At 29.8% G+C, this 24,922-nt stretch carries 26 protein-coding genes; 24 read left to right on the top strand and 2 right to left on the bottom strand.

The features are described from left to right. Positions 1-32 precede the first annotated feature (32 nt). A complete protein-coding gene (locus L8W68_RS00980) occupies positions 33-2,126 on the top strand; it encodes an RNA degradosome polyphosphate kinase (RefSeq protein ID WP_263674665.1) in 2,094 nt (697 codons plus the stop codon). Between the two features lie 20 nt (positions 2,127-2,146). Here L8W68_RS00980 and rpoD read toward each other — a convergent pair whose 3' ends face one another. Beyond that, positions 2,147-4,024, bottom strand: coding sequence for an RNA polymerase sigma factor RpoD (gene rpoD, locus L8W68_RS00975; protein ID WP_263674664.1), 1,878 nt, complete (start codon positions 4,022-4,024; stop codon positions 2,147-2,149). A 134-nt stretch (positions 4,025-4,158) separates the two neighbouring features. Here rpoD and L8W68_RS00970 point away from each other — a divergent pair, with 134 nt between their 5' ends. From L8W68_RS00970 to purU, 14 genes are all read left to right on the top strand, one after another. Continuing rightward, the gene (locus L8W68_RS00970) at positions 4,159-4,971 is read left to right on the top strand and encodes a flagellar hook-basal body protein (RefSeq protein ID WP_039618632.1); all 813 of its coding nucleotides are present in this window, start codon (positions 4,159-4,161) and stop codon (positions 4,969-4,971) included. A 17-nt stretch (positions 4,972-4,988) separates the two neighbouring features. Then, the gene (flgG, locus tag L8W68_RS00965) at positions 4,989-5,783 is read left to right on the top strand and encodes a flagellar basal-body rod protein FlgG (RefSeq protein WP_039626513.1); all 795 of its coding nucleotides are present in this window, start codon (positions 4,989-4,991) and stop codon (positions 5,781-5,783) included. A gap of 168 nt (positions 5,784-5,951) precedes the next feature. Further along, the gene (napA, locus tag L8W68_RS00960) at positions 5,952-8,726 is read left to right on the top strand and encodes a periplasmic nitrate reductase subunit alpha (RefSeq protein ID WP_263674663.1); all 2,775 of its coding nucleotides are present in this window, start codon (positions 5,952-5,954) and stop codon (positions 8,724-8,726) included. Between the two features lie 2 nt (positions 8,727-8,728). Then, positions 8,729-9,478, top strand: coding sequence for a ferredoxin-type protein NapG (napG, locus tag L8W68_RS00955; protein ID WP_263674662.1), 750 nt, complete (start codon positions 8,729-8,731; stop codon positions 9,476-9,478). Next, a complete protein-coding gene (gene napH / locus L8W68_RS00950; RefSeq protein WP_263674661.1) occupies positions 9,475-10,266 on the top strand; it encodes a quinol dehydrogenase ferredoxin subunit NapH in 792 nt (263 codons plus the stop codon). Before napG ends, napH begins: the two co-directional genes overlap by 4 nt. Further along, positions 10,256-10,774 carry a nitrate reductase cytochrome c-type subunit gene (locus tag L8W68_RS00945; RefSeq protein ID WP_263674660.1) on the top strand — a complete coding sequence of 173 codons (519 nt, stop codon included), beginning with the start codon at positions 10,256-10,258 and terminating at the stop codon, positions 10,772-10,774. The genes napH and L8W68_RS00945 overlap by 11 nt, the downstream gene beginning before the upstream one ends. A 4-nt stretch (positions 10,775-10,778) precedes the next feature. Beyond that, positions 10,779-11,705, top strand: a complete 927-nt coding sequence (locus L8W68_RS00940; protein WP_263674659.1) for a WD40 repeat domain-containing protein — start codon at positions 10,779-10,781, stop codon at positions 11,703-11,705. After that, positions 11,692-12,027, top strand: a complete 336-nt coding sequence (locus L8W68_RS00935) for a chaperone NapD (protein WP_039618619.1) — start codon at positions 11,692-11,694, stop codon at positions 12,025-12,027. Before L8W68_RS00940 ends, L8W68_RS00935 begins: the two co-directional genes overlap by 14 nt. A 2-nt stretch (positions 12,028-12,029) precedes the next feature. Then, positions 12,030-12,197 (top strand): hypothetical protein, encoded by a 168-nt coding sequence (locus L8W68_RS00930; protein WP_263674658.1) that lies wholly within the window; start codon positions 12,030-12,032, stop codon positions 12,195-12,197. Positions 12,198-12,199: 2 nt separating this feature from the next. Continuing rightward, complete coding sequence (locus L8W68_RS00925; RefSeq protein ID WP_263674657.1) at positions 12,200-13,372, top strand: MFS transporter; 1,173 nt, start codon at positions 12,200-12,202, stop codon at positions 13,370-13,372. Between the two features lie 62 nt (positions 13,373-13,434). Then, positions 13,435-13,683 carry a hypothetical protein gene (locus tag L8W68_RS00920; protein WP_087691144.1) on the top strand — a complete coding sequence of 83 codons (249 nt, stop codon included), beginning with the start codon at positions 13,435-13,437 and terminating at the stop codon, positions 13,681-13,683. Continuing rightward, complete coding sequence (gene ciaD / locus L8W68_RS00915; protein WP_263674656.1) at positions 13,680-14,117, top strand: effector protein CiaD; 438 nt, start codon at positions 13,680-13,682, stop codon at positions 14,115-14,117. The genes L8W68_RS00920 and ciaD overlap by 4 nt, the downstream gene beginning before the upstream one ends. Beyond that, entirely contained in the window at positions 14,086-15,195 is a 1,110-nt protein-coding gene (locus L8W68_RS00910; protein WP_263674655.1) for a CCA tRNA nucleotidyltransferase, read from the top strand. Before ciaD ends, L8W68_RS00910 begins: the two co-directional genes overlap by 32 nt. Next, complete coding sequence (gene purU, locus L8W68_RS00905) at positions 15,192-16,019, top strand: formyltetrahydrofolate deformylase (protein ID WP_263674652.1); 828 nt, start codon at positions 15,192-15,194, stop codon at positions 16,017-16,019. The genes L8W68_RS00910 and purU overlap by 4 nt, the downstream gene beginning before the upstream one ends. Positions 16,020-16,047: 28 nt before the next feature. Here the strand turns inward: purU and glnA are convergent, their stop codons facing one another. Then, on the bottom strand, positions 16,048-17,478 hold the full coding sequence (gene glnA / locus L8W68_RS00900; protein WP_263674651.1) for a type I glutamate--ammonia ligase: 1,431 nt from the start codon (positions 17,476-17,478) through the stop codon (positions 16,048-16,050). A 201-nt stretch (positions 17,479-17,679) separates the two neighbouring features. On the opposite strand from glnA, the gene L8W68_RS00895 reads away from it, so the two are divergent. The 9 genes from L8W68_RS00895 to L8W68_RS00855 are packed head-to-tail and all read left to right on the top strand — an operon-like array spanning position 17,680 to position 24,864. Continuing rightward, positions 17,680-18,387, top strand: coding sequence for a protein phosphatase CheZ (locus L8W68_RS00895; RefSeq protein ID WP_263674650.1), 708 nt, complete (start codon positions 17,680-17,682; stop codon positions 18,385-18,387). Beyond that, positions 18,384-19,640, top strand: a complete 1,257-nt coding sequence (locus L8W68_RS00890) for a peptidase U32 family protein (protein WP_263674649.1) — start codon at positions 18,384-18,386, stop codon at positions 19,638-19,640. The genes L8W68_RS00895 and L8W68_RS00890 overlap by 4 nt, the downstream gene beginning before the upstream one ends. Beyond that, positions 19,637-20,131 carry a 5-(carboxyamino)imidazole ribonucleotide mutase gene (gene purE, locus L8W68_RS00885; RefSeq protein ID WP_263674647.1) on the top strand — a complete coding sequence of 165 codons (495 nt, stop codon included), beginning with the start codon at positions 19,637-19,639 and terminating at the stop codon, positions 20,129-20,131. The genes L8W68_RS00890 and purE overlap by 4 nt, the downstream gene beginning before the upstream one ends. 9 nt (positions 20,132-20,140) lie before the next feature. Further along, positions 20,141-20,647 (top strand): DUF3972 domain-containing protein, encoded by a 507-nt coding sequence (locus L8W68_RS00880; protein WP_263674646.1) that lies wholly within the window; start codon positions 20,141-20,143, stop codon positions 20,645-20,647. Then, complete coding sequence (gene glyQ / locus L8W68_RS00875) at positions 20,644-21,504, top strand: glycine--tRNA ligase subunit alpha (protein WP_039618598.1); 861 nt, start codon at positions 20,644-20,646, stop codon at positions 21,502-21,504. Before L8W68_RS00880 ends, glyQ begins: the two co-directional genes overlap by 4 nt. Then, complete coding sequence (locus L8W68_RS00870) at positions 21,494-22,219, top strand: Nif3-like dinuclear metal center hexameric protein (protein WP_263674645.1); 726 nt, start codon at positions 21,494-21,496, stop codon at positions 22,217-22,219. Before glyQ ends, L8W68_RS00870 begins: the two co-directional genes overlap by 11 nt. Positions 22,220-22,230: 11 nt before the next feature. Continuing rightward, a complete protein-coding gene (locus L8W68_RS00865; protein ID WP_263674644.1) occupies positions 22,231-22,950 on the top strand; it encodes a zinc ribbon domain-containing protein in 720 nt (239 codons plus the stop codon). After that, positions 22,947-24,131, top strand: coding sequence for a lipid IV(A) 3-deoxy-D-manno-octulosonic acid transferase (gene waaA / locus L8W68_RS00860; protein WP_263674643.1), 1,185 nt, complete (start codon positions 22,947-22,949; stop codon positions 24,129-24,131). The genes L8W68_RS00865 and waaA overlap by 4 nt, the downstream gene beginning before the upstream one ends. Further along, positions 24,112-24,864 carry a pseudouridine synthase family protein gene (locus L8W68_RS00855; RefSeq protein ID WP_263674642.1) on the top strand — a complete coding sequence of 251 codons (753 nt, stop codon included), beginning with the start codon at positions 24,112-24,114 and terminating at the stop codon, positions 24,862-24,864. Before waaA ends, L8W68_RS00855 begins: the two co-directional genes overlap by 20 nt. Positions 24,865-24,922 lie beyond the last annotated feature (58 nt).

Here is a 24,922-nt window from a genome sequence, read left to right as displayed (position 1 = left end):
TATTAAATACTAGAAAATAAGGTAGGTGTATTATGCAAATTCAACCATCAATGTATATTAATAGAGAACTTTCTTGGCTTGCATTTAATTCTCGTGTTTTGGATCAATGCTCTAAAGATCTTCCCTTGCTTGAAAAACTTAAATTTATTGCTATATATTGTACAAATTTAGATGAGTTTTATATGATAAGAGTGGCAGGATTAAAACAGCTTTTTGTAGCAGGAATAAGCACAGCAAGTAATGATGAAATGACCCCACTTGCGCAACTTAAAGCCATTAGAAATTATTTACATGAAGAAAAATATGTAGTAGAGCAGTATTTTACTAAAATAACTCAAGATTTAGAAAAAGAAAATTTATTTATTCGTTCTTACGAAGAGCTTGATGAGGATTTAAAACAGCAATGTAATGAGCATTTTTTTTCCAATATTTTTCCTGTGATAGTACCTATTGCAGTTGATGCAACCCATCCTTTTCCGCATTTAAACAATCTTTCATTTTCTTTAGCAGTAAAGCTTTGTGATCCTATGCATCCTGAGCTTTTAAAATTTGGCATGATACGCATACCTAGGGTTTTACCAAGATTTTACCAAGTAAGTTCGAATATTTATGTGCCTATAGAAAGTATAGTGCGTCATCATACTGAGCATATTTTTCCTGGCTATAAGCTTTTATCATCTGCTGCTTTTAGAGTAACTAGAAATGCAGATATGGAAATAGAAGAAGAAGAGGCTGATGATTTTATGTTGATTTTAGAGCAGGGTTTAAAGCTTCGTAGAAAAGGTGCTTTTATACGCTTGCAAATAGAAAAAGGCGCAGATGAGCAGTTGATCGAGTTTTTAAGTTCTCATATGAATATTTTTCATAAAGATATTTACGAATACAGCATACTTTTAAATTTACCATCACTGTGGCAAATTATTTCTAATAAAGAATTCACACACTTGCTAAACCCTGTATATACACCAAAAATTTTACCACCTTTTGGAGATAATGTATCTATTTTTAGCGCAATTGATAAACAAGATATATTGGCTATACAGCCTTATGAGAGTTTTGAACCTGTGTATCAATTTATCAAAGAAGCAAGTAAAGACCCTAAGGTTGTTTCTATAAGAATGACTCTTTATAGGGTTGAAAAAAATTCAAACATAGTCCAAGCTTTAATTGACGCAGCAAGCGATGGTAAACAAGTGACTGTAATGGTAGAGTTAAAGGCGCGTTTTGATGAGGAAAATAACTTACACTGGGCAAAATCATTAGAAAATGCAGGAGCTCATGTAATATATGGCATTACGGGTTTTAAAGTACATGCAAAAGTGGCTCAAGTGATTAGAAAAGAAGGGGAAAAATTAAAAATTTATAATCATCTAAGTACGGGTAATTATAATGCAAGTTCGGCTAAAATTTATACTGATGTAAGTTATTTTACTTCAAAAGAAGAATACTCTCAAGATACCACAACCTTTTTTCATATACTTTCAGGATATAGTAAAAGCCGTCGCTTAAAGACTTTATCAATGAGTCCAAAGCAAATCAAAGAAAGAATTTTAGATATGATAACTACTGAAGCAAATCATGGAAAAGATGGAGTAATCATAGCTAAAATGAATGCTTTGGTAGATGGTGATGTGATTAAAGCTTTATATGATGCTTCAAATAAGGGTGTTAAAATAGATCTTATTGTGCGTGGAATTTGTTGTTTAAGACCTGGGGTAAAAGGATATAGTGAAAATATAAAGGTTAGAAGTATAGTAGGAAAATATTTAGAGCATGCTAGAATTTTATATTTTAAGCACACTGAGCCAAATTATTTTATTTCAAGTGCTGATTGGATGCCAAGAAATTTAGAAAGAAGACTAGAATTAATGACTCCTATTTTTGATGAGCATTCGCGTGCAAAACTAGCTCAAATTTTAAAACTGCAATTAAGCGACAATGATTTAGCTTATGAGTTAGACAGCGAAGGAAGATATCGTAAGATTACTTTAAATGAAGCAGAAAAAATTAATAATTCTCAACAAATTTTAGAAGAATATATTAGTAGAATTTTTAATACCTTAAAAAAAGATACTGATCATAGTAGAGCAGCGCATTTGGCAACGAAGCTTTTTAGAGATAGCTAATCCTTGCTTTTTAGCAAGGATTATTTCCAACCTTCTATATAATTTTTAAGTTTTCTACCAACTTTTGGATGTTTGAGTTTTTTTATAGCTGAGCTTTCTATTTGTCTTACTCTTTCTCTTGTGACATTTAATTCTTTACCGATTTCTTCTAAGGTTCTATCACTTTCATCATCCATTAAACCAAAACGCATTCTAATAACAGCTTTTTCTCTATCATTAAGCTGATCTAAAACTTCATCAATTTGTTCTTTTAAATCATCTTTTAAGATATGATCCATAGGTGAAATTGAAGTTCTATCTTCTACAAAGTCTCCAAATTTACCATCATCTTCATTGCTAATAGGTGCTTCTAGGGAAATTGGTTCTTTAGTGATTTTAATCACTTGTTTTACTTTATCTACGCTAAGTCCCACTTCTTTAGCAATAATGCTTACATCCGGTTCTTTACCTTCTTTTTGCAAATACTCGCGAATGATTTTATTGATTTGATTAATAGTTTCTATCATATGAATAGGAATTCTAATCGTTCTTGCTTGATCAGCAATTGCTCTTGAAATAGCTTGTCTAATCCACCAAGTTGCATAGGTTGAAAATTTATAACCGCGTTTATATTCAAATTTATCTACCGCTTTCATTAAGCCTATGTTGCCCTCTTGGATCAAATCTAAAAATGGTAACCCACGATTGGTATATCTTTTGGCAATGCTTACAACCAAGCGTAAATTTGATTTTGCCATTCTAGTTTTAGCCTCATCTGAGATTTTTTTACCGCGTTTGATTTGCTCTAGAATTTCTTTTAGTTGATCTTTTTCTAAATCAAAAGAATTTTGACTAGCTTCTTTGGTTTGAATGAGTTTTTTTATCTCCATATAAGTGCTTACCATGGTAGTTTCTAGTGCGCGTTCAGCGATTTCTTCTTTACTAAGTTTGGTAATATCTTTTAAAATATCTTGGTGTCTTTGTTTTAATTCTTCTGAAAACATTGGTAAACGATATTCTAAACGTTTTAATTCTTTGTCAAATTCCTCATCGCTTTTTAAAGCTGTTTCCATGGATTTTACGATTTCAGAGATAAGTTTTGAAGTTGGACCTAGATCCATTAGTTTTTCTTTTAATATATTTTTCTTAAAAGCAATAATTAATTTATCTAATAATTCATCATCATTTTTTTCTGCATTAATAGTAGATATGGTTTTTAACCATTCTTTTTTTGCTTTTTCTAAAGCTTTAAAACTTTCTATAACTTTTAAGGTTCTTTCGTCTTCTTTTTTACTTGTTTTTTTAGGTTTTTTTTCGCTTGAGCTTTCATTTTCCTCGTTTTCATTTTCCTCTTCAGAGTCTATTTCATCATCGCTTTTATCATCATCGCTTTTATCATCATCTTCAAAGCTTTTAAAAAGCTCTTTTACTCTTCTTTCTCTATTGATTAAAGGTTCTTTATAATCAAGTATAAAATCAATCAAATAAGGCACCGAACAAAAAGCATCGATGATAATGTCTTCGCCTAGTTCAATTTTTTTAGAAATTTCAACTTCCTCGTCCTTGTTTAAAAGAGCAATTTGTCCCATTTCTCTTAAATACATTCTAACAGGTGAGTCTGATCTACTCCATTCTAATAAATCATTTTCATTGGCTAAATCAAATTCATTTTCTAAACTTGTATCTTGTAATTTTTGTTTTTCTTCTTGTAGTTTTTTTGCTTCTTCTAAATTTCTTTTTTTAGCAATTTCGGCTGAAGAGATTAATTCTACTTTGTATTTATCCATTAAATCACGGATTTTTTTTGCACTTGTTGTATTTGGAAGCTTTGCAAAATACTTGACAAGTTTTTCATATGTGATATAATCTTTAGAATTTTCTTTGAAAAGTTCTTCTAAAACATTGGTTTCATTAGCCATGGATACCCCTTGTATTTAAGTAATGAGTGTAAAACTAAATATTATGCCTAAAGATTAATTAAAAACAAATAAAAACATTTTGGAACAGCTTTTGCTTTGTTAGTGAAAAATTAAGATTTTAGTTAGGAAAAACAATGCAAAATGGGTATTATCAAGCCACTGGTGCTATGGTTACGCAGTTTAATCGCTTAGATGTTGTAACTAATAACCTAGCAAATGTAAATACAAGTGGCTATAAAAGAGATAATGTTGTTATTGCAGATTTTAAAAGGATTTTTAAAGAAACTCAAGATGAGTTGCCTATACAAAATCACACAAGAGATGCTGCAAGATTTGTAAATACAACTATAGATAGAGTTCCACAAGTTAATCACGTCTATACAAATTTTAGCGTAGGTTCTATGAAAATGACGCATAATCCTTTGGATTTAGCTCTTACTCGTGAAGATACTTTTTACTTAATTAAAACAAATAATGGCGAAGTAAGATTAAGCCAAGATGGAAATTTCCAGCTTGATGATGAGGGCTATTTGGTAAATCGTCAAGGATATAGAGTTTTAAGTAGTGATTATTTTAACAATCCTGAAAATGATGGTATACGCATAGGAGATTCTACTTCTTTTATTAATGTGGATAAAAACGGAATCATTAGTGCGTCTAATCAAGATATAGCAAGATTATTCGTCGCACAAGTTGATGACTTAAGAGATTTACAAAAAGATGGCGATAATATGTATAAAATCGATAATTTAAACAAAATTAGAGATTTGCCAAATTCAAACGCCATTAAGCAAGGTTTTACTCAAGGATCAAATGTTAATCCAGTTACAGAAATGGTAGGATTAATCGAAGCAAATAGAATGGTTGAGATGTATCAAAAAGTTATGACATCTCATATGGATGATTTAAATCAAGAAGCTATTAATAAATTAGCAAGTACTAAATAAAACTAAGGATAGATAAAATGTTAAGATCATTATACACAGCAGCATCAGGGATGGTATCACAACAAACACAAATTGATGTAACTTCAAATAATATTTCAAATGTTAATACAGTAGGTTATAAAAAATCGCGTGCAGAATTTGCAGATTTAATGTATCAAACGATGAAATACGCAGGTACTTCAACTTCAAGCACTACAAAACACCCAAGTGGTATAGAAGTGGGTCTTGGCTCAAGAGTGACAGCTGTGAGTAAAATTTTTAGTGAAGGTAGTTTAAAACAAACATCAACTTCAGGTCTTGATATGGCAATTGCTGGTAATAATGGCTTTTTTCAAATTCAAATGCCTGATGGAACTATAGCTTATACTAGAAATGGTCAATTTACTAAAGATGCTGAAGGAAATATAGTAAATTCAGATGGTTATAGGCTTTTGCCGGAAATGACTATACCTGAAGATGCTACAGCTATTAACGTAGCAAGCGATGGAACAGTTTCTGTTATGCAACCAGGAAATACAGCTGAAACTCAAATAGGTCAAATTGAACTTGTAAATTTTATTAATCCTGCAGGTTTACATGCTTTAGGGGATAATCTTTTAGTAGAAACTGATGCAAGTGGAGCGCCTATTGCAGGTATAGCCGGTGAGAATGGATTTTCTGTAATCAAACATGGCTTTGTAGAGCTAAGTAATGTTCAGCTTGTAGAAGAAATGACAGATCTTATCACAGGGCAAAGAGCTTATGAGGCAGGCTCAAAGGCAATCACTACAAGTGATGATATGCTTGGAATTGTAAATCAATTAAAACGCTAGAATTAACTAGCGTTTTATAATATGCAAAAAATATTAAAAAAATACCAAAAAACTCCTATTTATAAATACTTATAAAATATTCTTTTTTATAATTTAAATTTACCATAAATGTAGTAATATTTTGAAGATGTATTAAAATGCATTGAATAAACAATAACGAGGGATATAATGAACAGAAGAGACTTCATTAAAAATACCGCTATTGCTAGTGCTTGTGGTGTTGCAGGTCTTAGTGTTCCAAGTAGTGTGCTTGCAAATACTGAGAATAAATGGCGTTGGGATAAGGCTGTTTGTAGATTTTGTGGTACAGGCTGTGGAATTTTAGTTGCAAGTTTAGATGGTAAAATTGTTGCTGTAAAAGGAGACCCAGCAGCTCCGGTAAATCGTGGGTTAAATTGTATTAAAGGTTATTTTAATGCAAAAATTATGTATGGAGAAGATCGCTTAGTAACACCTTTACTTCGTGTAAATGCAAAAGGTGAGTTTGATAAAAAAGGAAAATTCCAACAAGTTTCTTGGCAAAGAGCTTTTGATGAAATGGAAAAACAATTCAAAAAAGCCTATAAAGAAAAAGGTGCTGAGGGAATTGGAATTTTTGCAAGTGGTCAATATACTATACAAGAAGGATATGCTGCTGCAAAATTAGTAAAAGCTGGTTTTAGATCAAACAATATAGATCCAAATGCACGTCATTGTATGGCTAGTGCTGTTGTTGGTTTTATGCAAACTTTTGGGGTTGATGAGCCTTCTGGTTGTTATGATGATATAGAACTTACTGATACTATCATTACTTGGGGTGCGAATATGGCAGAAATGCATCCGATTTTATGGTCAAGGGTAAGTGATAGAAAATTAAGTAATTTAGATAAAGTCAAAATTGTAAATTTATCTACTTTTTCTAATAGAACCTCTCATATAGCAGATACTGAAATTATTTTCAAGCCAAATACTGATTTAGCTATTTGGAATTATATAGCAAGGGAAATTGTTTATAATCATCCTGAAGCTATGGATAAAGAATTTATTGAAAAACATTGTATTTTTACAACAGGTTATGCTGATATTGGTTATGGAATGAGAAATAATCCAAACCATCCTAAATTTAAAGCAAGTGAAAAAGATACCGTAGCAAAACAAAATGCTATTATTGTAGACGAAGAAGAAGCAGTATCTTTGGCTTATTTAGGGGTAAAAGCAGGAGATAAATTTGAAATGAAACACCAAAGTGCTCCTGATGCGCATTGGGAAATTTCATTTGAAGATTTCAAAAAAGCTTTAGAGCCTTATACGCTTGATTATGTTGCTAAAGTTGCTAAGGGCAATGAAGATGAAAGTATAGAAGAATTTAAGAAAAAACTTCAAGAATTAGCAAATTTATATATAGAAAAAAATAGAAAAGTTGTAAGTTTTTGGACCATGGGCTTTAATCAACACACAAGAGGTACTTGGGTAAATGAGCAAGCTTATATGGTGCATTTTTTACTTGGTAAACAAGCTAAACCAGGTAATGGTGCGTTTTCATTGACAGGGCAACCAAGTGCTTGTGGAACTGCAAGAGAAGTAGGGACTTTTTCACATCGTTTACCTGCTGATATGGTGGTTGCAAATCCTAAACACAGAGAAATTAGTGAAAAAATTTGGAAAGTTCCTGCAAAAACAATCAATCCTAAACCAGGTGCTCCATACTTAAAAATCATGAGGGATTTAGAAGATGGAAATATCAAATTTGCTTGGGTGCAAGTAAATAATCCTTGGCAAAATACAGCTAATGCAAATCACTGGATAGCAGCGGCTAGAGAAATGGATAATTTTATCGTTGTGAGTGATTGCTACCCAGGAATTAGTGCTAAAGTGGCAGATTTAATTTTACCAAGTGCTATGATTTATGAAAAATGGGGTGCTTATGGTAATGCTGAAAGAAGAACTCAACACTGGAAACAACAAGTATTGCCTGTAGGTGAGGCTATGAGTGATACTTGGCAAATCATGGAATTTTCAAAACGCTTTAAATTAAAAGAAGTTTGGGGTGAAACTAAAGTAAATGATAAGCTTACTCTGCCAAGTGTTTTAGAAGAAGCTAAAGCTATGGGTTATAGTGAAGATGATACTTTATATGATGTATTATTTGCTAATAAAGAAGCAAAATCTTTCAAAGCTAAAGATAATATTGCAAAAGGATTTGATAATTCTGAAGTATTTGGCGATGAGAGAAAAGTTATAGGTAGTGATGGTAAAGAATTTGAAGGTTATGGCTTTTTTGTGCAAAAATACCTTTGGGAAGAATACCGCAAATTTGGTTTAGGTCATGGGCATGATTTAGCTGATTTTGATACTTATCATAAAGTAAGAGGTTTAAGATGGCCTGTAGTAAATGGTAAAGAAACCCAATGGAGATTTAATACCAAATTTGATTATTATGCTAAAAAAGCTGCTCCAAATTCAGACTTTGCATTTTATGGAGGTTTTGCTAAAGAATTACCAAAAGGAGATTTGCTAGCTCCACAAACTAAAGAAAAATATAGCTTAAAAAATAAAGTGAAAATTTTCTTTAGGCCATTTATGAAAGCACCTGAAAGACCAAGTAAAGAATATCCATTCTGGTTATGTACTGGTAGGGTTTTAGAGCATTGGCATAGTGGAACTATGACTATGAGGGTTCCTGAGCTTTTCCGTGCAGTACCTGAAGCACTTTGTTATATGAATGAAGATGATGCTAAGGTTATGAAAATTAATCAAGGCGATATCGTATGGGTAGAATCACGCCGTGGTAAAGTAAAAGCTAGAGTAGATTTTCGTGGTAGAAATAAACCTTCTAAAGGGCTTGTGTATGTGCCTTGGTTTGATGAGAATGTGTATATAAATAAAGTTACACTAGATGCAACTTGTCCATTGTCTAATCAAACAGATTTCAAAAAATGTGCCGTAAAAATTACTAAAGCATAAAAATGAAAAATAGAAGAGAATTTTTAGCCTTTACCTTTAAGCTTTTATGTATAGGAAGCGGAAGTGCATTTTTGGCAAGTTTAGCATTTAGCTCAAATCAGGAGTATTTTTTAAGACCTCCTGGAGCAGATGATGAAAAAGAGTTTTTGTCAAAATGTATACGATGCGGACTTTGCGTAAAAGCTTGTCCTTATGATGTTTTAAAACTAGCAAATTTAGAAAATAGTGCTAAAAATGGTACACCTTTTTTTGTAGCAAGAGAAAATCCTTGTAGATTGTGCGAGGATATACCTTGTATAAGAGTTTGTCCTACAAATGCGCTAGATCATAAATATCTAGAGCAAAATAATGGAATTTATAAAACAAAAATGGGTATAGCTATAATTGATAGTGCAAGTTGTGTTGCTTATTGGGGAATTCAATGTGATGCTTGCTATAGAGCTTGTCCTTTAATAGATAAAGCATTAAAACTTGAAACAAAACGTAATGAAAGAACCGCAAAGCATGCATTTTTACTACCTATGGTAGATCATGAAATGTGTGTTGGATGTGGGATTTGTGAAAAAGCTTGTATAACACAAAAAGCAGCTATTAGAGTTTTACCTAGAGAATTTGTTTTAGGAAAAGCTGGGGATAATTACATCAAAGGCTGGGATGAAAAAGATGAAAAACGCTTACAAGATGTAAACACAGATAAAAATTTCAATAAAAATAAGGCTAAAGATTATCTTAATGATGGAGAATTGCTATGAAATATCTTATTTTAAGAAGAATAGTGCAATTGTCTATTTTGACTTTTTTTTCTTTTGGTGTATTTAATTTTATATTAAAAGGAAATTTAAGCTCTTCGGTTTTATTTTCTTCAGTGCCCTTAAGTGATCCTTTTGCATTTATTCAACTTGCTTTAGCAAGTTTGCAAGTAGATTTAATGGCTTTAAGTGGTGCTTTAATAGTATTTTTATTTTATGCTGTTTTTGCTGGAAGATCGTTTTGTGCTTGGGTTTGTCCTGTAAATATCATTACTGATTTTGCCTATTTTATTAGAAATAAATTAGGCTTTAATCAAGCAAGAGTTTTTAATGTAAATAAAAATTTACGTTATTATGTTTTAGCTTTTGTTTTGATTTTTTCTTTTCTTTTTTCTTTTCCTGTTTTTGAGGAATTTTCTTATATAGGAATAATCCATAGAGGGATTATTTTTGGCGGTGTTTCTTGGCTTTTTGTAGCTTTGATTATTTTTTGTATAGATACGTTTTTTAGTCCAAGATTTACTTGTTCGCATTTTTGTCCTTTAGGGGCTTTTTGGGCTTTAAGTTCGCATTTTTCATTACTAAAAGTAAGATATAGCTTGCAAAAATGCACTAAATGTTACAAATGCCTTGGAGTATGTCCTGAAAAGCAAGTACTTTGGATGATAGGCAAAGAAAATCAAGATATAAAATCGGGTGAATGTATAAGATGTGGAAAATGTATTGATGTTTGCGGTGATGATGCTTTAGGTTTTAGTATAATAAATTTAAGGAGAGAAAATGAAAAATAAAATCTTTTTATCCTTAGCAGCAGCTGTTTTAATAAGTGCTTGTGGGCTTGCTGTTAAAAGTGTTGATTCAAAAGATATAGGTTTAAGAAAAACAAGTTTAGAAAGTGAAAATGTAGAGTTATTAGATGCTAAATACTCTCAAGCTTTAGCTGGTGAATCTGTTTTGATTGAGAGGTCGTTTGAAAATGCTCCACCATTGATTCCACATACTTTAGAGGATATGCTTCCAATTACCAAAGATAATAATATTTGCTTAAGTTGTCATGATAAAGCAGTAGCAAAAGATTTAGCTGCAACAGCACTTCCAAGTAGTCATTATTTTGATTTAAGAAAAAATAAATCTACTAAAGATATGGTAAGTGATGCAAGATTTAATTGTACGCAATGCCATGTGCCACAAAGCGATGCTAAACCTTTAGTGGGAAATAACTTTGAAGCTAAATTTAAAAGCGAGGAATCAAAGAAAAAATCTAATTTCTTAGATGTTTTAAATGAAGGTGTAAAATAAAATTATGAAAAAAATATTTTTAATCTTGTTAGTGAGTATTTATGCATTTAGCTATGAGCTTAAACTTGATTCAAATTTGAATGCTTTGAAACTTGTCGATGATAGTTTGTTTATAGGGCTTGATAATGGAGAAATAAATCAATACTTCATTAAAGATAAAAAAATGCAAAAAATCACTCAGCTAGATAAGATTAAAAATTTTTATGAAGAAAATCTTAGCCCTAGAATTTATAGTATTGATTACTTAAATGGGGCTATTTTGATTTTAAGTGAAGGTGATTTTGGAAGTAAAAAATTACATGTTTATAAAAATAAACAACTTTTAAGCTATGATTTAGCTAATGATGGAGTAAAAAAGGCTTTGTTTTTAGATGATAATACTATTTTATTAGCCTTGCTAGGTTCTAATATAGAGCTTTTTGATCTAAAAACAAAAAGTGTTGTAAAAAATTTTACTTTTTCTAGTTCAAGCTTAAGTGATGTGGTTTTAAATGAAACAAAAACTCAATTAGTGGCAGGTTTTGAAAGTGGCGAAATAATACTTTTTGATGTGAAAAGATGGCAAAAAATAAAAAGTTATAAGAGTATTCATAAGGACAATATTTATCAACTTGATTTTAAAAACACAATTATTGCAAGTTGTAGCACTGATAGAAAATTAGGTATAGTGCAAAATGACCAAGAAAAAAGTATAGAAAGAGATTTTTTGATTTATACTTGTGCTTTAAATAAAGATGGCTCAATAGCAGTTTTTGGAGATAATGAAAAAAATATCATAGAACTTATAGATACTAAAAATTTAAAAACGATAAAAAAATTCCAAAATAAAGATTTTTTGCTAGAATATCTTATATTTTTAAACGAGCATGAGTTTATTAGCGCAGGTTATGAAAACAAAATTATATTTTGGAGTATAGATGAATCTTTCTAGTGTGTTGATTTTAACTAAAGAAGAAAAATTAGAAAAACTTAAAAAGCAAATTCAGCAAACACCTTGTTGTAGTGTGGAATTAGCTCAGGATGAAAAAATTATAGTAGTAATAGAAAGTGAAAATTTAGATGATGAGTTAAAAGCATATAAACAATTAGAACAGCTTGATGGGGTAGTGAGTATTAATATGGTTTTTTCTTATCAGGATCTAGATGAAGAAAGAGAAAAAATTTTAAAAGCAAATTTTGAGGCAAATACTTTTGATGAGAATTTAAAAAAAGATAATATAGAATATTATGGTAATGTCTTTAGGAAATATTGATTATGGTTTTTTTAATACCTTTAATAGTAATCATATCTTCTATTTTTATCATTGATCATTTTTATTTTTCTAAAGAAAATGAAATAATAAAAGAGCAAAAACAAATAGAACAAAAAGATATTAAGCAAGATAAACAAAAATATCTTGAAAATATATTAAATCAAAAATAATCATGCATACGCAAATTTCATATAAAAAATTCTTTTGGATTAATATTTTAGTTGTAATTACCCTTGCTTTAAATTTAAGAGCACCTATAACCTCTATAGGTCCTATGATAGAATACATTCAAGAATACTATAAGATAAATTCAGCCCTAGCAGGAATGCTTACAACTTTACCTTTGATAGCTTTTGGTCTTATATCTTTTTTTGTAGCATATTTTTCACAAATTAAAGCTTTGTTTTTTGCTTTGTGTTTAATTGTTTTTGGAGAGCTTATCAGAAGTTATGGAGGTAATATAGGTTTATTTTCTGGGGTTTTTTTAATTGGAGCAGGCATTGCAATAGCTAATGTTTTATTACCTTCTTTTGTAAAGGAAAAATTTGCAAAAAATGCTTATAAAATAATGGGTTTATACGGATCAATTATAGGTTTATCTTCAATTGCTGGAGTAGCTTTATCACTTCCCTTGCTTAAAATTTTTGAAGTGCCTCAAGCTATGTTTTTTTGGGTTGTTTTAGCTTTGATTGCTTTGATTTTTTATTTTCCACACTTGAAAAATAAAAGATTATTGCGTCCTAAAAAGAAAAATATCAATAAAATAAATCTTTTTTTAAATTTAACAGCTTGGAAAGTTACTATTGTAATGGGACTACAAAGTTTTTTATCTTACAGTCTTTTTGCTTGGCTTAGTGTGATGATAAGTGAAAAAGGTTTTGGAATTGATTTTGGTTCTAATGTTTTGTTACTTTCTCAAATCATAGGCATGCCCGTGGCATTTTTATTGCCTATTGCTTTAGGAAAACTAAGAGCTCATGCTAAGAGTTTTGTTATTATAACATTGGGTTTTTTATATGTTTTAAGTTTTATTTTGGTGTTTTTTTGCGATGTAAAGTTAGTGTTGTTGTTAGCAGCTATTTTTTTAGGTTTTGCATCTAGTGGGGTTTTTACAATTTCATTATTGTTTATTGCTATAAAAAGTTCAAATTCTTTTATAGCAGCTAAACTTTCTGCTATGTCACAAGGTATAGGATATTTAATAGCAGCTCAAGCACCTTGGGTTATAGGTATGCTTCATGATAGCTTTGGAAATTTTACTTTAGGTTTTATTATGCTTATTATAGTAGCTATAATACTTAATATTTTTGTATTTTTAGCATATAAAGCTCCTGTGATTAAGTAAAAATTAAAATAAATTAAAGTCTTTTTTGTTAGAATTTTGGCATTTTATTTTTTTGTGAGTTGATAATGCGATATACAGTAACAGAAGCTTCTATTTATGAAGCACAAGGTTTAAAAGATGAAGCTTTGGAGATTTATAAAAATATATTAAAACAAGATCCGCAAAATAAAAATGCCATTGATGCTATAAGGCGTTTAAGTGGTTTGCGTTCTAATCATGAAGATTTAAATTATGATATGCTTGATTTTTTTGTCAATATGAAAAGCGAAGAAGAAATTAATGAATTTAAAAGGTGGTTGATAAAACTATGAACATAGAAGATTTAGCAAAAATGGCTATTAGTGAAGTTAATTCAGAGTTAGATAATAAAAAAAGTAAAAACGATGAATTTGCTCCTATGGTAGAAGAAATTACTCAAGAAAAAAGTGTTAATACTCAAGAGAAAAAAATCAAAGAAGAAATTAGCAAGGTTACACAAGAGCTAATTCATGAATTAGATGATTTAGAAGTAAAAGTAAAAGATGAGAAGCAAAATGTCGCTATTAAGGTTGAAGCTTTAGAAGAAAAAGAAGAAAGTATTATAAACAATGAAGAATTTTTCTTAAAAAATCTTAGAGAGCGTATTTTGGTTTTATTTGAAGGATTAAAAAATACCAAAGATGAGCATATGGAAAAAAGATTAGATATGACCATTACTTTTTTAGAGTTTTTGCTTGCAAAGATTGAAGATAGACTTAAAAAATGACCAAGATTTTTTAAGGATTAAAAACTCACTTAAACCTTACACGCAAAGAGCTTATTTAGTAGGTGGTTGTGTAAGGAATTCTTTTTTAGATTTATCTAGTGATGATTATGATATAGAAATTTATGATATTGAGCCTAAGCTTTTTGATGAGCTTATGCAAAAACTTGGTGCAAACGGAGTGGGAAAAAGTTTTTTTGTATATAAATACAAAAAATTTGATTTAGCTTTAGCACGTTATGAAAATAAAATTTCTACAGGCCATAGAGGTTTTGAAGTTAAAGTTTGTAATGATGAGCAAGAAGGAGCTAAAAGAAGGGATTTTACCATTAATGCATTGATGGTAAATATTTTTGATTTTAAGTTTTTAGATTTTTTTAATGGTTTGCAAGATTTGCAAGCAAAGATTATAAGACATATTGATGATAAAAGTTTTGTTGAAGATAGTTTAAGAGTGCTTCGTGGAATTTCTTTTGCATGCAGGTTTGATTTAACAATTGCAAAAGAAAGTTTAAAATTAATGCAAACTATGGATATAAGTGATTTATCTAAAGAACGCATTAATAACGAACTTTACAAAATTTTTAAAACTTCAAGGCTAAATAAAGCTTATGAGTATTTAAAAATTTTAAATTTAGAAGAAAAAATCTTTTTTCATCAAAGTTGCAATGAAGAATTTGAAAGGCTATTAAAACAAAGTCAAAAATTAATTTGCAATGAGGCTTTGTTTTTGTATTTGTATTTGAATTTTTTTCATATAAATAAAGAGGAATTTTTTAAAAAAACAAAATTAAAAAAAGAACTATTAAAAAAATGTGAACAAGAGTTTATTTTGGGTAAAATTGATAATTTTAATTTAGCTAAAATTGCTTTAAAAATACCACTTTGCAAATGGCTTGGACTTTGGGATAATGAGCGTATAGCACAAGCAAAGAAATTAAATTTATATTATCATGCTTTTGAAAGTAAAATTAGTGCAAATGATTTGTTAAAAGAAGGATTTAGTGGGAAAGAGCTTGGAATTGAGCTTGAAAAAAGAAGATTGCAAGAATTAAAAAACTATATAAAGGAGCAAAAATGAATGAATATATTTTAAAAATTTCAAGTAGTGATGAAAAAGGATTGATTTATAGAATTTCAGATGTTATTTTTAAATATAGAATCAATATTATAAAAAATGATGAATTTGTTGGAGAAAATCGTTTTTTCTTTAGGGCGCATTTAGAAGGTGAGCTTGATATAAAAGCTTTTAAAGGAACGCTTGAGGCTATGCTTCCTGATAATGCACAAATTGAAATTACACCAAAGAGAAAAAAAGATATTATTGTTTTAGCTACCAAAGAAACTCATTGTTTGGGTGAATTACTTATTCGCCAATTTAGTGGGGAATTTAACGCAAATATTAAAGCAGTTATTGCAAATTATGAGGTGTTAAAACCTTTGGTGGATAAATTTAATATACCTTTTCATACTATTTTAGTGCAGGATTTAAGTAGGCAAGAGCATGAAGAAAAATTACTAGAGTGTTTAAAACAATACGAGTTTGATTATATTGTTTTAGCAAAATATATGAGAATATTATCTCCATCTTTTGTGGAGCATTTTGAAGGGAAGATTATTAATATCCACCATTCTTTTTTACCCGCATTTATAGGAGCTAATCCTTATAAACAAGCTTATGAAAGAGGGGTTAAGATCATAGGTGCAACAGCACATTTTGTAAATAATAACTTAGATGAGGGACCAATCATTACCCAAGATGTTATACCGGTTACTCATGAATATTCTTGGCAGGCTATGCAACAAGCAGGACGCAATGTGGAAAAAAATGTTTTTTCTAAGGCTTTGGATTTAGTGTTTGATGATAGGATTTTTATACACGAAAATAAAACAATAGTATTTTAAATTTTTGATGCCAAAAAGGCATCAAAAATTAGCAAGAATAACAAGTTTTAAACTCATATGCAGTTGGTCTAGCTTCTACAGGCCATACTTGGGTTTCAAATTTCATGTGTTGATAATCATCGATAAACACATCACTCATAACAGGTTTTAAGAAAGCATTTTTTCTAATGAGTGCTTCTAAAGATCCTCTTAAAGTGTGAGGTAATTGCTCTATACCTTTTTCTCTAATCTCATCTAGGGTTAGTGCAAATAAATTTTCATCCATAGGGCCAACCGGTATGGTTTTGTTTTTAATACCATCAAGTCCTGCCATAAGCAAGCTTGTAAAAGCTAGGTAAGGATTAGAAGTGCTATCAGGAAATCTTATTTCTACTCTTGCGCTTTTTTCGTTAATACCATAAGGCACGCGACAACTTGCAGAGCGATTTTGACAAGAATAAGTTAATATACAAGGTGCTTCAAAACCTGGAACTATTCTTTTATAAGAATTTGAGCTAGGATTAGTAAATGCGGCAACACTTCTTGCATTAGCTAAAATTCCACCGATGTAATTAATCGCACATTCGCTTAATTTTCCATAACCTTCTTTATCATAAAATAAATTTACCCCATCTTTCCAAAGGCTCATATGTACATGCATACCACTTCCATTATCTCCATAGAGTGGCTTTGGCATAAAGGTTGCTGTTTTTCCATTTAAATGCGCGACCATTTTCACTACATATTTATAAATTTGTACATTATCGGCAGCTTCAACTAAATTTCCAAATTCTACACCAATCTCAGCTTGCCCTTGTGCTACTTCATGATGATGTACGAAAGTTTTTAAACCCACTCTTTCTAAAACTTGCACCATTTCAGCTCTAATATCTACACTAGAATCAATAGGACTTACAGGAAAATATCCACCTTTATTTCTTGGGCGATGTCCGCTATTGTAACTATCTGTGAAGTCTTTATTGTCATTCCACTCACCTTCTTCAGTATCTACTTCATATTTTGCACAGTGAGAAGAATCAACTATTTTTACATTATCAAAAATAAAAAATTCATTTTCAGGACCAAAATAAGCTGTATCAGCAATGTTGCTTGTGCTTAAGTGTTGCATTGCTTTTTTTGCAGTACTTCTTGGGCATTTTTCATACATTTGATCTTTGTAAATATCATATACATCACAAATTACTATGATAGTAGGATCTGCTGTAAATGGATCTAAAAACGCACTTTCTACATCAGGTTTTAAAATCATATCCGATTTTTCTATAGGTTGCCAACCGTGCAAAGAACTTGCATCAAAAGGAATTCCGTTTTCAAAAGTTTTATCATCAATTGCTTTTATATTGTAAGTGATATGGTGCCAAGTGCCTATCATATCAGTAAATCTAAAATCAACAAATAAAACTTCATGCTCTTGACAATAGCTAAAAAACTCATCAATATTATTTACAAACTTACCCATTTTTTCTCCTTTTTACTAGGTTTTAATTTATTTTTTAAGATTGTAGTATATTTTTTTTAAATTAAGTTTAAATTAATATTTTTTTTATAGTCAAATATAAAAAAATGTTATTTTGTATAAAAAAACTAAAATTAATATTGATTTATATTTTTTTGTAATATAATCTCGCATTAGTTTTTTATTATTAAAAAAGGTGTGACAATGACTCAAGAAGAATTAGATGCTTTAATGAATAGCACTGAAGACTTAGATCTTGATTCTGTAGAAGAAACAGAAGCAAAACCTGAAACAGAGTATGAAGATGAGGAAAAAAATCAGCAAATTGTAAATGATATGATTAACGGCGATTATAAAGCAAGAGCGGATATGGCTTGGCCACCACCACCACCTAGTAAAGAACATAAAGTTGTACATCAACTTGATGATGTTACAAGAGATAGTGAAATCAAAGCTACTGAAATGATGGAAAAACTAGAAGCCATTAATGATTTTTTTGCAAATTCAGAAAATGAGCTTTGTGTAATTAGTGATGCTTTAAATAAAAATATAGAAATTTTTGAAAAACTAAATGCAAAATTTCCCAATGTTGCAAGCTTTAAAGAGGCTATAGAAACCAATAATAATGCTAAAAATATTATAGATGAAATTACAGGTTGTTTACAAACTGGACAAGATGAAGTTATGATGGCAATGGATGCTATGCAATATCAAGATATTCACCGTCAAAAAATCGAGCGTGTTATTAATGTTATGAGAGCTTTAAGTAGATATATGAGTAGTTTATTTGAAGGTAAAATTGATGATGAAAAACGCGTGGGATCGGCTGTGCATATTGAAGGGGATACAACTACAGATGTTGTAAGCAATGATGATATTGAGGCATTAATCGCAAGTTTAGGAAAAAAATGATTATTCCTGAAATAGTAGCTCCTGCGGGAAATTTTACAAAATTAAAAATAGCGTTAGCTTATGGAGCTGATGCTGTTTATGCAGGAGTGAGTAATTTTTCATTAAGAGCAAGAACTGCTAGAGATTTTAATTATGAAACTTTTAAAGAAGCTATTGATTATACGCATGCAAGAGGAAAAAAAATTTATGTAACCATTAATGGTTTTTATTTTAGCTCACAAATTGAGGGTTTAAAAAGGCATATTTTAAAATTAAAAGAAATGAAACCTGATGCTTTTATAGTAGCTTCTGTAGGTGCTATGCGTTTAGTTAAAGAACTTGCACCTGAAATCAATCTTCATGTATCCACTCAAGCTAATATTTTAAACTATTTAGACGCCCAAGTTTATAAAGACATGGGAGCTAAGCGCGTTGTTATAGCAAGGGAACTTGGCTTAAAAGATGCAAAAGATTTGAAAAACAATTGTGATATCGAGCTTGAAAGTTTTGTGCATGGTTCTATGTGTTTTGCATATTCTGGTAGATGTTTAATAAGTTCAGTACAAAGTGGGCGTATGAGTAATCGTGGCTCTTGTGCAAATGATTGTAGATTTAATTATGAGCTTTATGCGAAAAATCCAGAAACAAATACGCTTTTTAGATTAGAAGAAGATGAAAATGGCACACATGTATTTAATTCTAAAGATTTAAATTTAAGCTCATATATTCAAAAAATTATGCAAGAAAATTGTATTCATGCTTTTAAAATAGAAGGAAGAACAAAAAGTGAGTACTATGTAGCTTTGACTACAAGAACTTATAAAATGGCAGTGCAAGATGTATTGCAAAATACTTTCGATGCGAGCAAATATGAAAAAGAAATTCATACTTTAAAACACAGAGGTTTTACAGATGGATATTTAGTTTCAAGAGCTTATGAAAAAACAGATTCTATTAACCATAACACAAGTATAGAAGAAGGAACTCATCAAGTGCATGCTATTAGTGAAGATGGTGAGTTTTTTAAATGTAAAGGCAAAATAGAATTAAACAAAGAATATGAAATTTTAGCCCCGGTTAATTCTAATATAGAATTAGGAGAAAATAAACTAGGTTTAATCTGTGAAAATGATGGTAAAAAATTTATAGTTTTTAAACAATTATTAGCCAAAAATAATAAAGAATTTAATGAAATCCATAGTGGCAATGAAAATGAAATTGCTTTACCTTTTAAACTTCCAGAATTTAGCTTTTTAAGAAGGAGTATTGAATGAAATTTGTTTCTATATTGATGGGAAGTAAGAGTGATTATGATGTGGTAAAAGAAGCTTTGGGAATTTTGGAAAAATTTGATGTTAAATATGAAATCTTAATCACTTCAGCTCATAGAAGCCCCCAAAGAACACAAGAATATATCAAAAACGCTGAAGAAAAAGGTGCTAAAGTATTTATTGCTGCAGCGGGTATGGCGGCACATTTAGCAGGAGCTGTTGCAGCACACACAACAAAACCTGTTTTAGGTATACCTATGTCAGGAAGTAATTTAGCAAGTATGGATTCTTTATTTTCTACTGTGCAAATGCCAAGTGGAATTCCTGTAGCAACTGTAGCTATAGGTAAAGCAGGGGCTATTAATGCAGCTTATTTAGCTGTGCAAATTTTAGCAATAGAAGATGAGCTTTTAGCACAAAAATTATTAGAAGATAGACAAAAACAACAAGAAAAATTAATCCAAGATTCTAATACAATTGAAGTTTTTCTTTAAGGAGCATATATGCAAACTTACTTGGAATTAAAAGAATTTTGTCAGTTAGTGCATTTATCTGAAGATGTTGTAAAAGGAATGATGGCAAATGGTGCTTTAAATTTCAAAGAAGAAGAGGGTAAAATTTATATAGAAGCTAACCAAGGAACTTTTAGTGTGGTACCTATGAGCTCAAAACAACCTGCTATGGTAAATTCTATGACTTTAGCAGGAGAAAGTTTTGTAGAAAAAACCATAGGAACTATTTTAAATTTGCATGAAAAGGTTCTTGATGCTAAGGATGAGACCTTAGAAGCTTTAAAGGGTGAGAATAAATTTTTAAAAGATGCTCTTTATTCTATGCAAGAGCTTTATGATGAGGATAGAAAAACTATAGAAAATCTTAACGAGCAACTTAAATATGCACGCAATGAAGTAGAATTTCTAAAAAGAAAATATAAAATGATGTGGAATAAAACAGTAGAATTATATGCAAATTCGTCTGAAAAGCCAGAAGAAATAAAGGAAGAAAAATGACCTTTTCTCAAATGATTTTAAATTTACAAGAGTTTTGGCAAAAGCAAGGTTGTGCTATTATGCAACCTTATGATTTTCCAGCAGGTGCAGGGACTTTTCATCCGGCAACTTTTTTAAGAAGTTTAGGAAAAAAGCCTTGGGCAACTGCTTATGTAGCACCAAGTAGAAGACCAACTGATGGAAGATACGGTGAAAATCCTAATAGGTTAGGCGCTTATTATCAATTTCAAGTTTTGATTAAACCAAGTCCTGATAATATCCAAGAATTATACTTAAAAAGTTTAGAAAATTTAGGCTTTGATTTAAAATCGCATGATATTCGTTTTGTTGAAGATAACTGGGAAAGTCCAAGTTTAGGTGCTTGGGGTTTAGGTTGGGAAGTTTGGCTTGATGGTATGGAAGTGACACAATTTACTTATTTTCAGCAAGTTGGCGGTATAAGCGTAGATTTAGTAAGTGCTGAAATTACTTATGGTTTAGAAAGACTTGCAATGTATTTGCAAGATGTAGATAATGTATATGACATAGTTTGGAATGAATTTAACGGCGAAAAAATTACTTATAAAGATGTTCATAAGCAAGGTGAGTTTGAATTTAGTAAATATAATTTTGAAGTAAGTGATGTAAAAACTTTAAATGTGCAATTTGAAAATGCTTATAATGAGTGCAAAAATGCATTAGAAGCAAAGCTTGCTTTACCAGCATATGATTATTGTATGTTAGCAGCGCATACTTTTAACTTGCTTGATGCAAGAGGAGCTATTTCAGTAACTCAAAGACAAGATTTTATGCTTAAAATTAGAGAATTATCTAAAAACTGTGCTTTGGTGTATAAAGAAAGTTTAGATGAAAATTAAAGAAATTTATGATTATTTAGATACTATTAGTCCGTTTAATACGCAAAGTTCTTGGGACAATAGTGGCTTATTGCTTGGAAATTTTGATCAAGATATAAACAAGATTTATCTTGCTCTTGATGTGGATATGCATTTAATTGAAAATGCACGCGAAAATTCACTATTTATAGTTCATCATCCTTTAATTTTTAAAGGCTTAAAAAACTTAAGCGGAGTGTTTTATCCGCAAAATATTCTTACTAAAATGATACAAAAAAATATAGCCTTAATCGCTATGCATACGAATTTTGATTTAAGTCATTTAAATACTTATTTTGCTAATGAAATTTTAGGTTTTAAAATCAAAGAGCAAAATGAGTTTTTAATTTATTGTGATGTTGATTTTAAATTTAGTGATTTAATTACTCATGTGAAAAAAAGTTTAAAGCTTGATTGTATAAGAGTTGTAAATGCAGGTAATGAGAAAATTAAAACTTTAGCAATATGCACAGGCAGTGGAGGAGATTTGATTTCTAGTGTTAAGGCAGATTGCTTTTTAAGTGGAGATTTTAAGTATCATCAAGCTTTGGAAAGTTATCATAATAAACTTAGTTTGATTGATATAGGGCATTATGAAAGCGAATCTTGTTTTAGTGAAATTTTAGCAAAAGATTTGCAAAAATTTCATTTAGAAGTTATAATATCAGTTTCAAAAAATCCATTTCAATATTTTTAAGGAAAAATTCAATGAATAAATACCTAGAACAACTTATAACTTTATCGCAAATTGATAAAGAACTTGATGGTTTTACAAATAAAGTAGAAGATGCTACAAAAGATTTAAAAGAAAAGCGTAATTTGCTTGATAAAACTGAAGAGGAAATTGCTAGTTTTGAGAAAGATATTAAAGATATAGAAAATCAAAAAGTTCAAAACAATAACCATATTGCAGAATTTGGTGTAAAAATTAAAGAAATAGCTAAAAAAAGTGCTGCAGTAAAAACTGAAAAAGAAGCAAATGCTTTAAAAATTGAAGAAGATATAGCTAAAGAGCAACTTGATGCAGCAAATGAAGAAATAGAAAGATTAGATAAAATTTTAGAAAATAAAGAAAAATTCATACAAGAATTACAAGCTAAAAGAAGCGAACTTGAAAATGAAGTGGATCAAATCGATGCTCAAACTAAAGCTGTATTAGTAGATATTGAAAAAGATAGATTGCAAATTTATGATAAAAAAGTTAAACTAATGGGTGAAATAAATCAAAAAGTTTTAACTTTTTATGAAAAAATTAGAAAATGGGCGGGAAATAGCGCTGTAGTTCCTGTAAAAAAACATGCTTGTTATGGCTGTTTTATGAGAATTTATGATAAAACTTATTTAGCTGTTTTAAAAGGCGATGAAATCGTAACTTGTCCACATTGTGGAAGAATTTTATACAAAGAAAAAGAAGAAAATCAAAATTGATTTTTTTTTATTATATTTTTGCTGCAATTATATATGTAATTGCAGCTCCTTTTTTGTTGATTTTAAGTTTTTGTAAGGAAAAGTATAAAATATCATTAAAATCAAGATTTTTTCTTTACAAAAATTTAAGACAAAAACAAGGTGATGTATATTTTCATGCTTGTTCTTTTGGTGAGATTAAAAGCCTTATTCCTTTAATAAAACTTTTTCCAACTTGTAAAATTTCAACCATCACTCAAACTGGTTTTAGTGAAGCTTTAAGACATTCTAAAAAAGTAAATTTTTTACCATTTGAAATTTTTGTGCCTTTTTGGATGAGACCTTGCAAAGTTTTGATTATTTTTGAAGCAGAGCTTTGGCTTATGCTTGTGTTTATAGCTAAATTTTATAATGCAAAAGTGATTTTATTAAATGCTAGGATTAGTGATAGATCTTTAAAAAATTACAAGCGTTTTAGCTTTTTTTATCGTTTGATTTTTAAATATATTGATGTTGTATTTGCGCAAAGTCAAAAAGACAAAGAAAGATTAGAATGTTTGGGCGCTAAAAATGTTATAGCATACAAGAATATCAAAGCTAATATAAAACAAGAGCAAGTGAAAAACTATTCCAAACCTAAAGCTAGGATTATTGTACTTGCTAGCACACATGAAAATGAAGAGCAATTATTGCTTGATGAAATTAATTTAGAAGAAAATGATAAATTGATTATTGTCCCAAGACATCCGGAGCGTTTTGGCGAGGTTGAGGGAATTTTAAAAGATTTTTGTCAAAAAAACCACTATAATATGCAAAAATTTTCAGACTTTACTTTAAGTGAAAATGATTTTGCAAATTTTTTTAATACCAAATGTTTATTGTTAGATACTTTGGGTGAGCTAGAAAGTTTTTATAAGATTAGTGATGTGGTTTTTTTATGCGGCTCTTTTGTAGATAATATAGGTGGGCATAATCCCATAGAAGCAGCTAGATGGAATAATGTTATTATCTCAGGGAGATATTTTTTCAATCAAGAAAGTTTATATCAAGAAGTTGATGGTTTATATATTTGCGAGAGTGTAAAAGATATAAATAGTTTTTTAAAACAAAAATTATCACAAGCACAACTTAAAGAACAAAGTGACTTAAGTGAAGTTATATTAAGTATAAAAGAAGGTTTAGATGCAAGAAAAAGCTTATAAATTGCTTGCAATGCAAGAAAAAATTTCTAATAACGCAGCAAAAGATTTGATTGACAAAGGCTGTGTTTTTGCTATGGGTAAAAAGGTTGTTATAGCTAGAGCTTTAATGAGTTCTAAAACAAGATTTGTTGTGCAAAAAATAAAAAAAGCAAAAATACTTTTTGAAGATGATAAAATCATAGCCTTAAATAAGCCTTATGGAGAAATTAGTGAGAATTTAGAAAGTGTTTATAATGCTAAATTAATCAACAGGCTTGATAGAGAAACAAGTGGAGTTTTACTTTTAAGTAAAGATGAGGAATTTAGACTAAAATGTATCCAAGAATATAAAAAGCAAAATGTTTATAAAAGTTATTTGGCTATTGTTGATGGAGTGATTGCTGAAGAACTTGAAATTTGTGAAAAAATAACTACTATAAAAAATAAATCTGGAGCCTTTAGTAAAATCGATAAATTTGGCTTAGAAGCTCATACCCAAGTTATACCTTTAATGGTAAATGCTAAAAAAACCTTAATAAAAGCAGTCATTAAAACAGGTAGAACACATCAAATTAGAGTACATTTAAATCATATAAAACATGGTATTATCGGTGATGAAAAATATGCAAAAATTAGTTCATCAAGAATGTATTTACACTCTTATGAAACGCATATTTTTGATTATCAATTTAAAGCCTTGCTTGATGAGAGCTTCAATGCTTATGGTTTTGAAATAAAAAATTTAAATTTTTAAAGGCGTTTAAAGCTAAAAGGGTTTATAATTTAGCTTTTTAAAATTTTAATAAAGGGAA

The sequence above is a fragment of the Campylobacter sp. FU_497 genome (assembly GCF_025772425.1).
In the GTDB taxonomy this organism is placed as follows: Bacteria; Campylobacterota; Campylobacteria; order Campylobacterales; family Campylobacteraceae; genus Campylobacter_D; species Campylobacter_D lari_C.
Note: the sequence above shows the minus strand (reverse complement) of the source record. Positions and strands in the feature narration are given on the sequence as shown.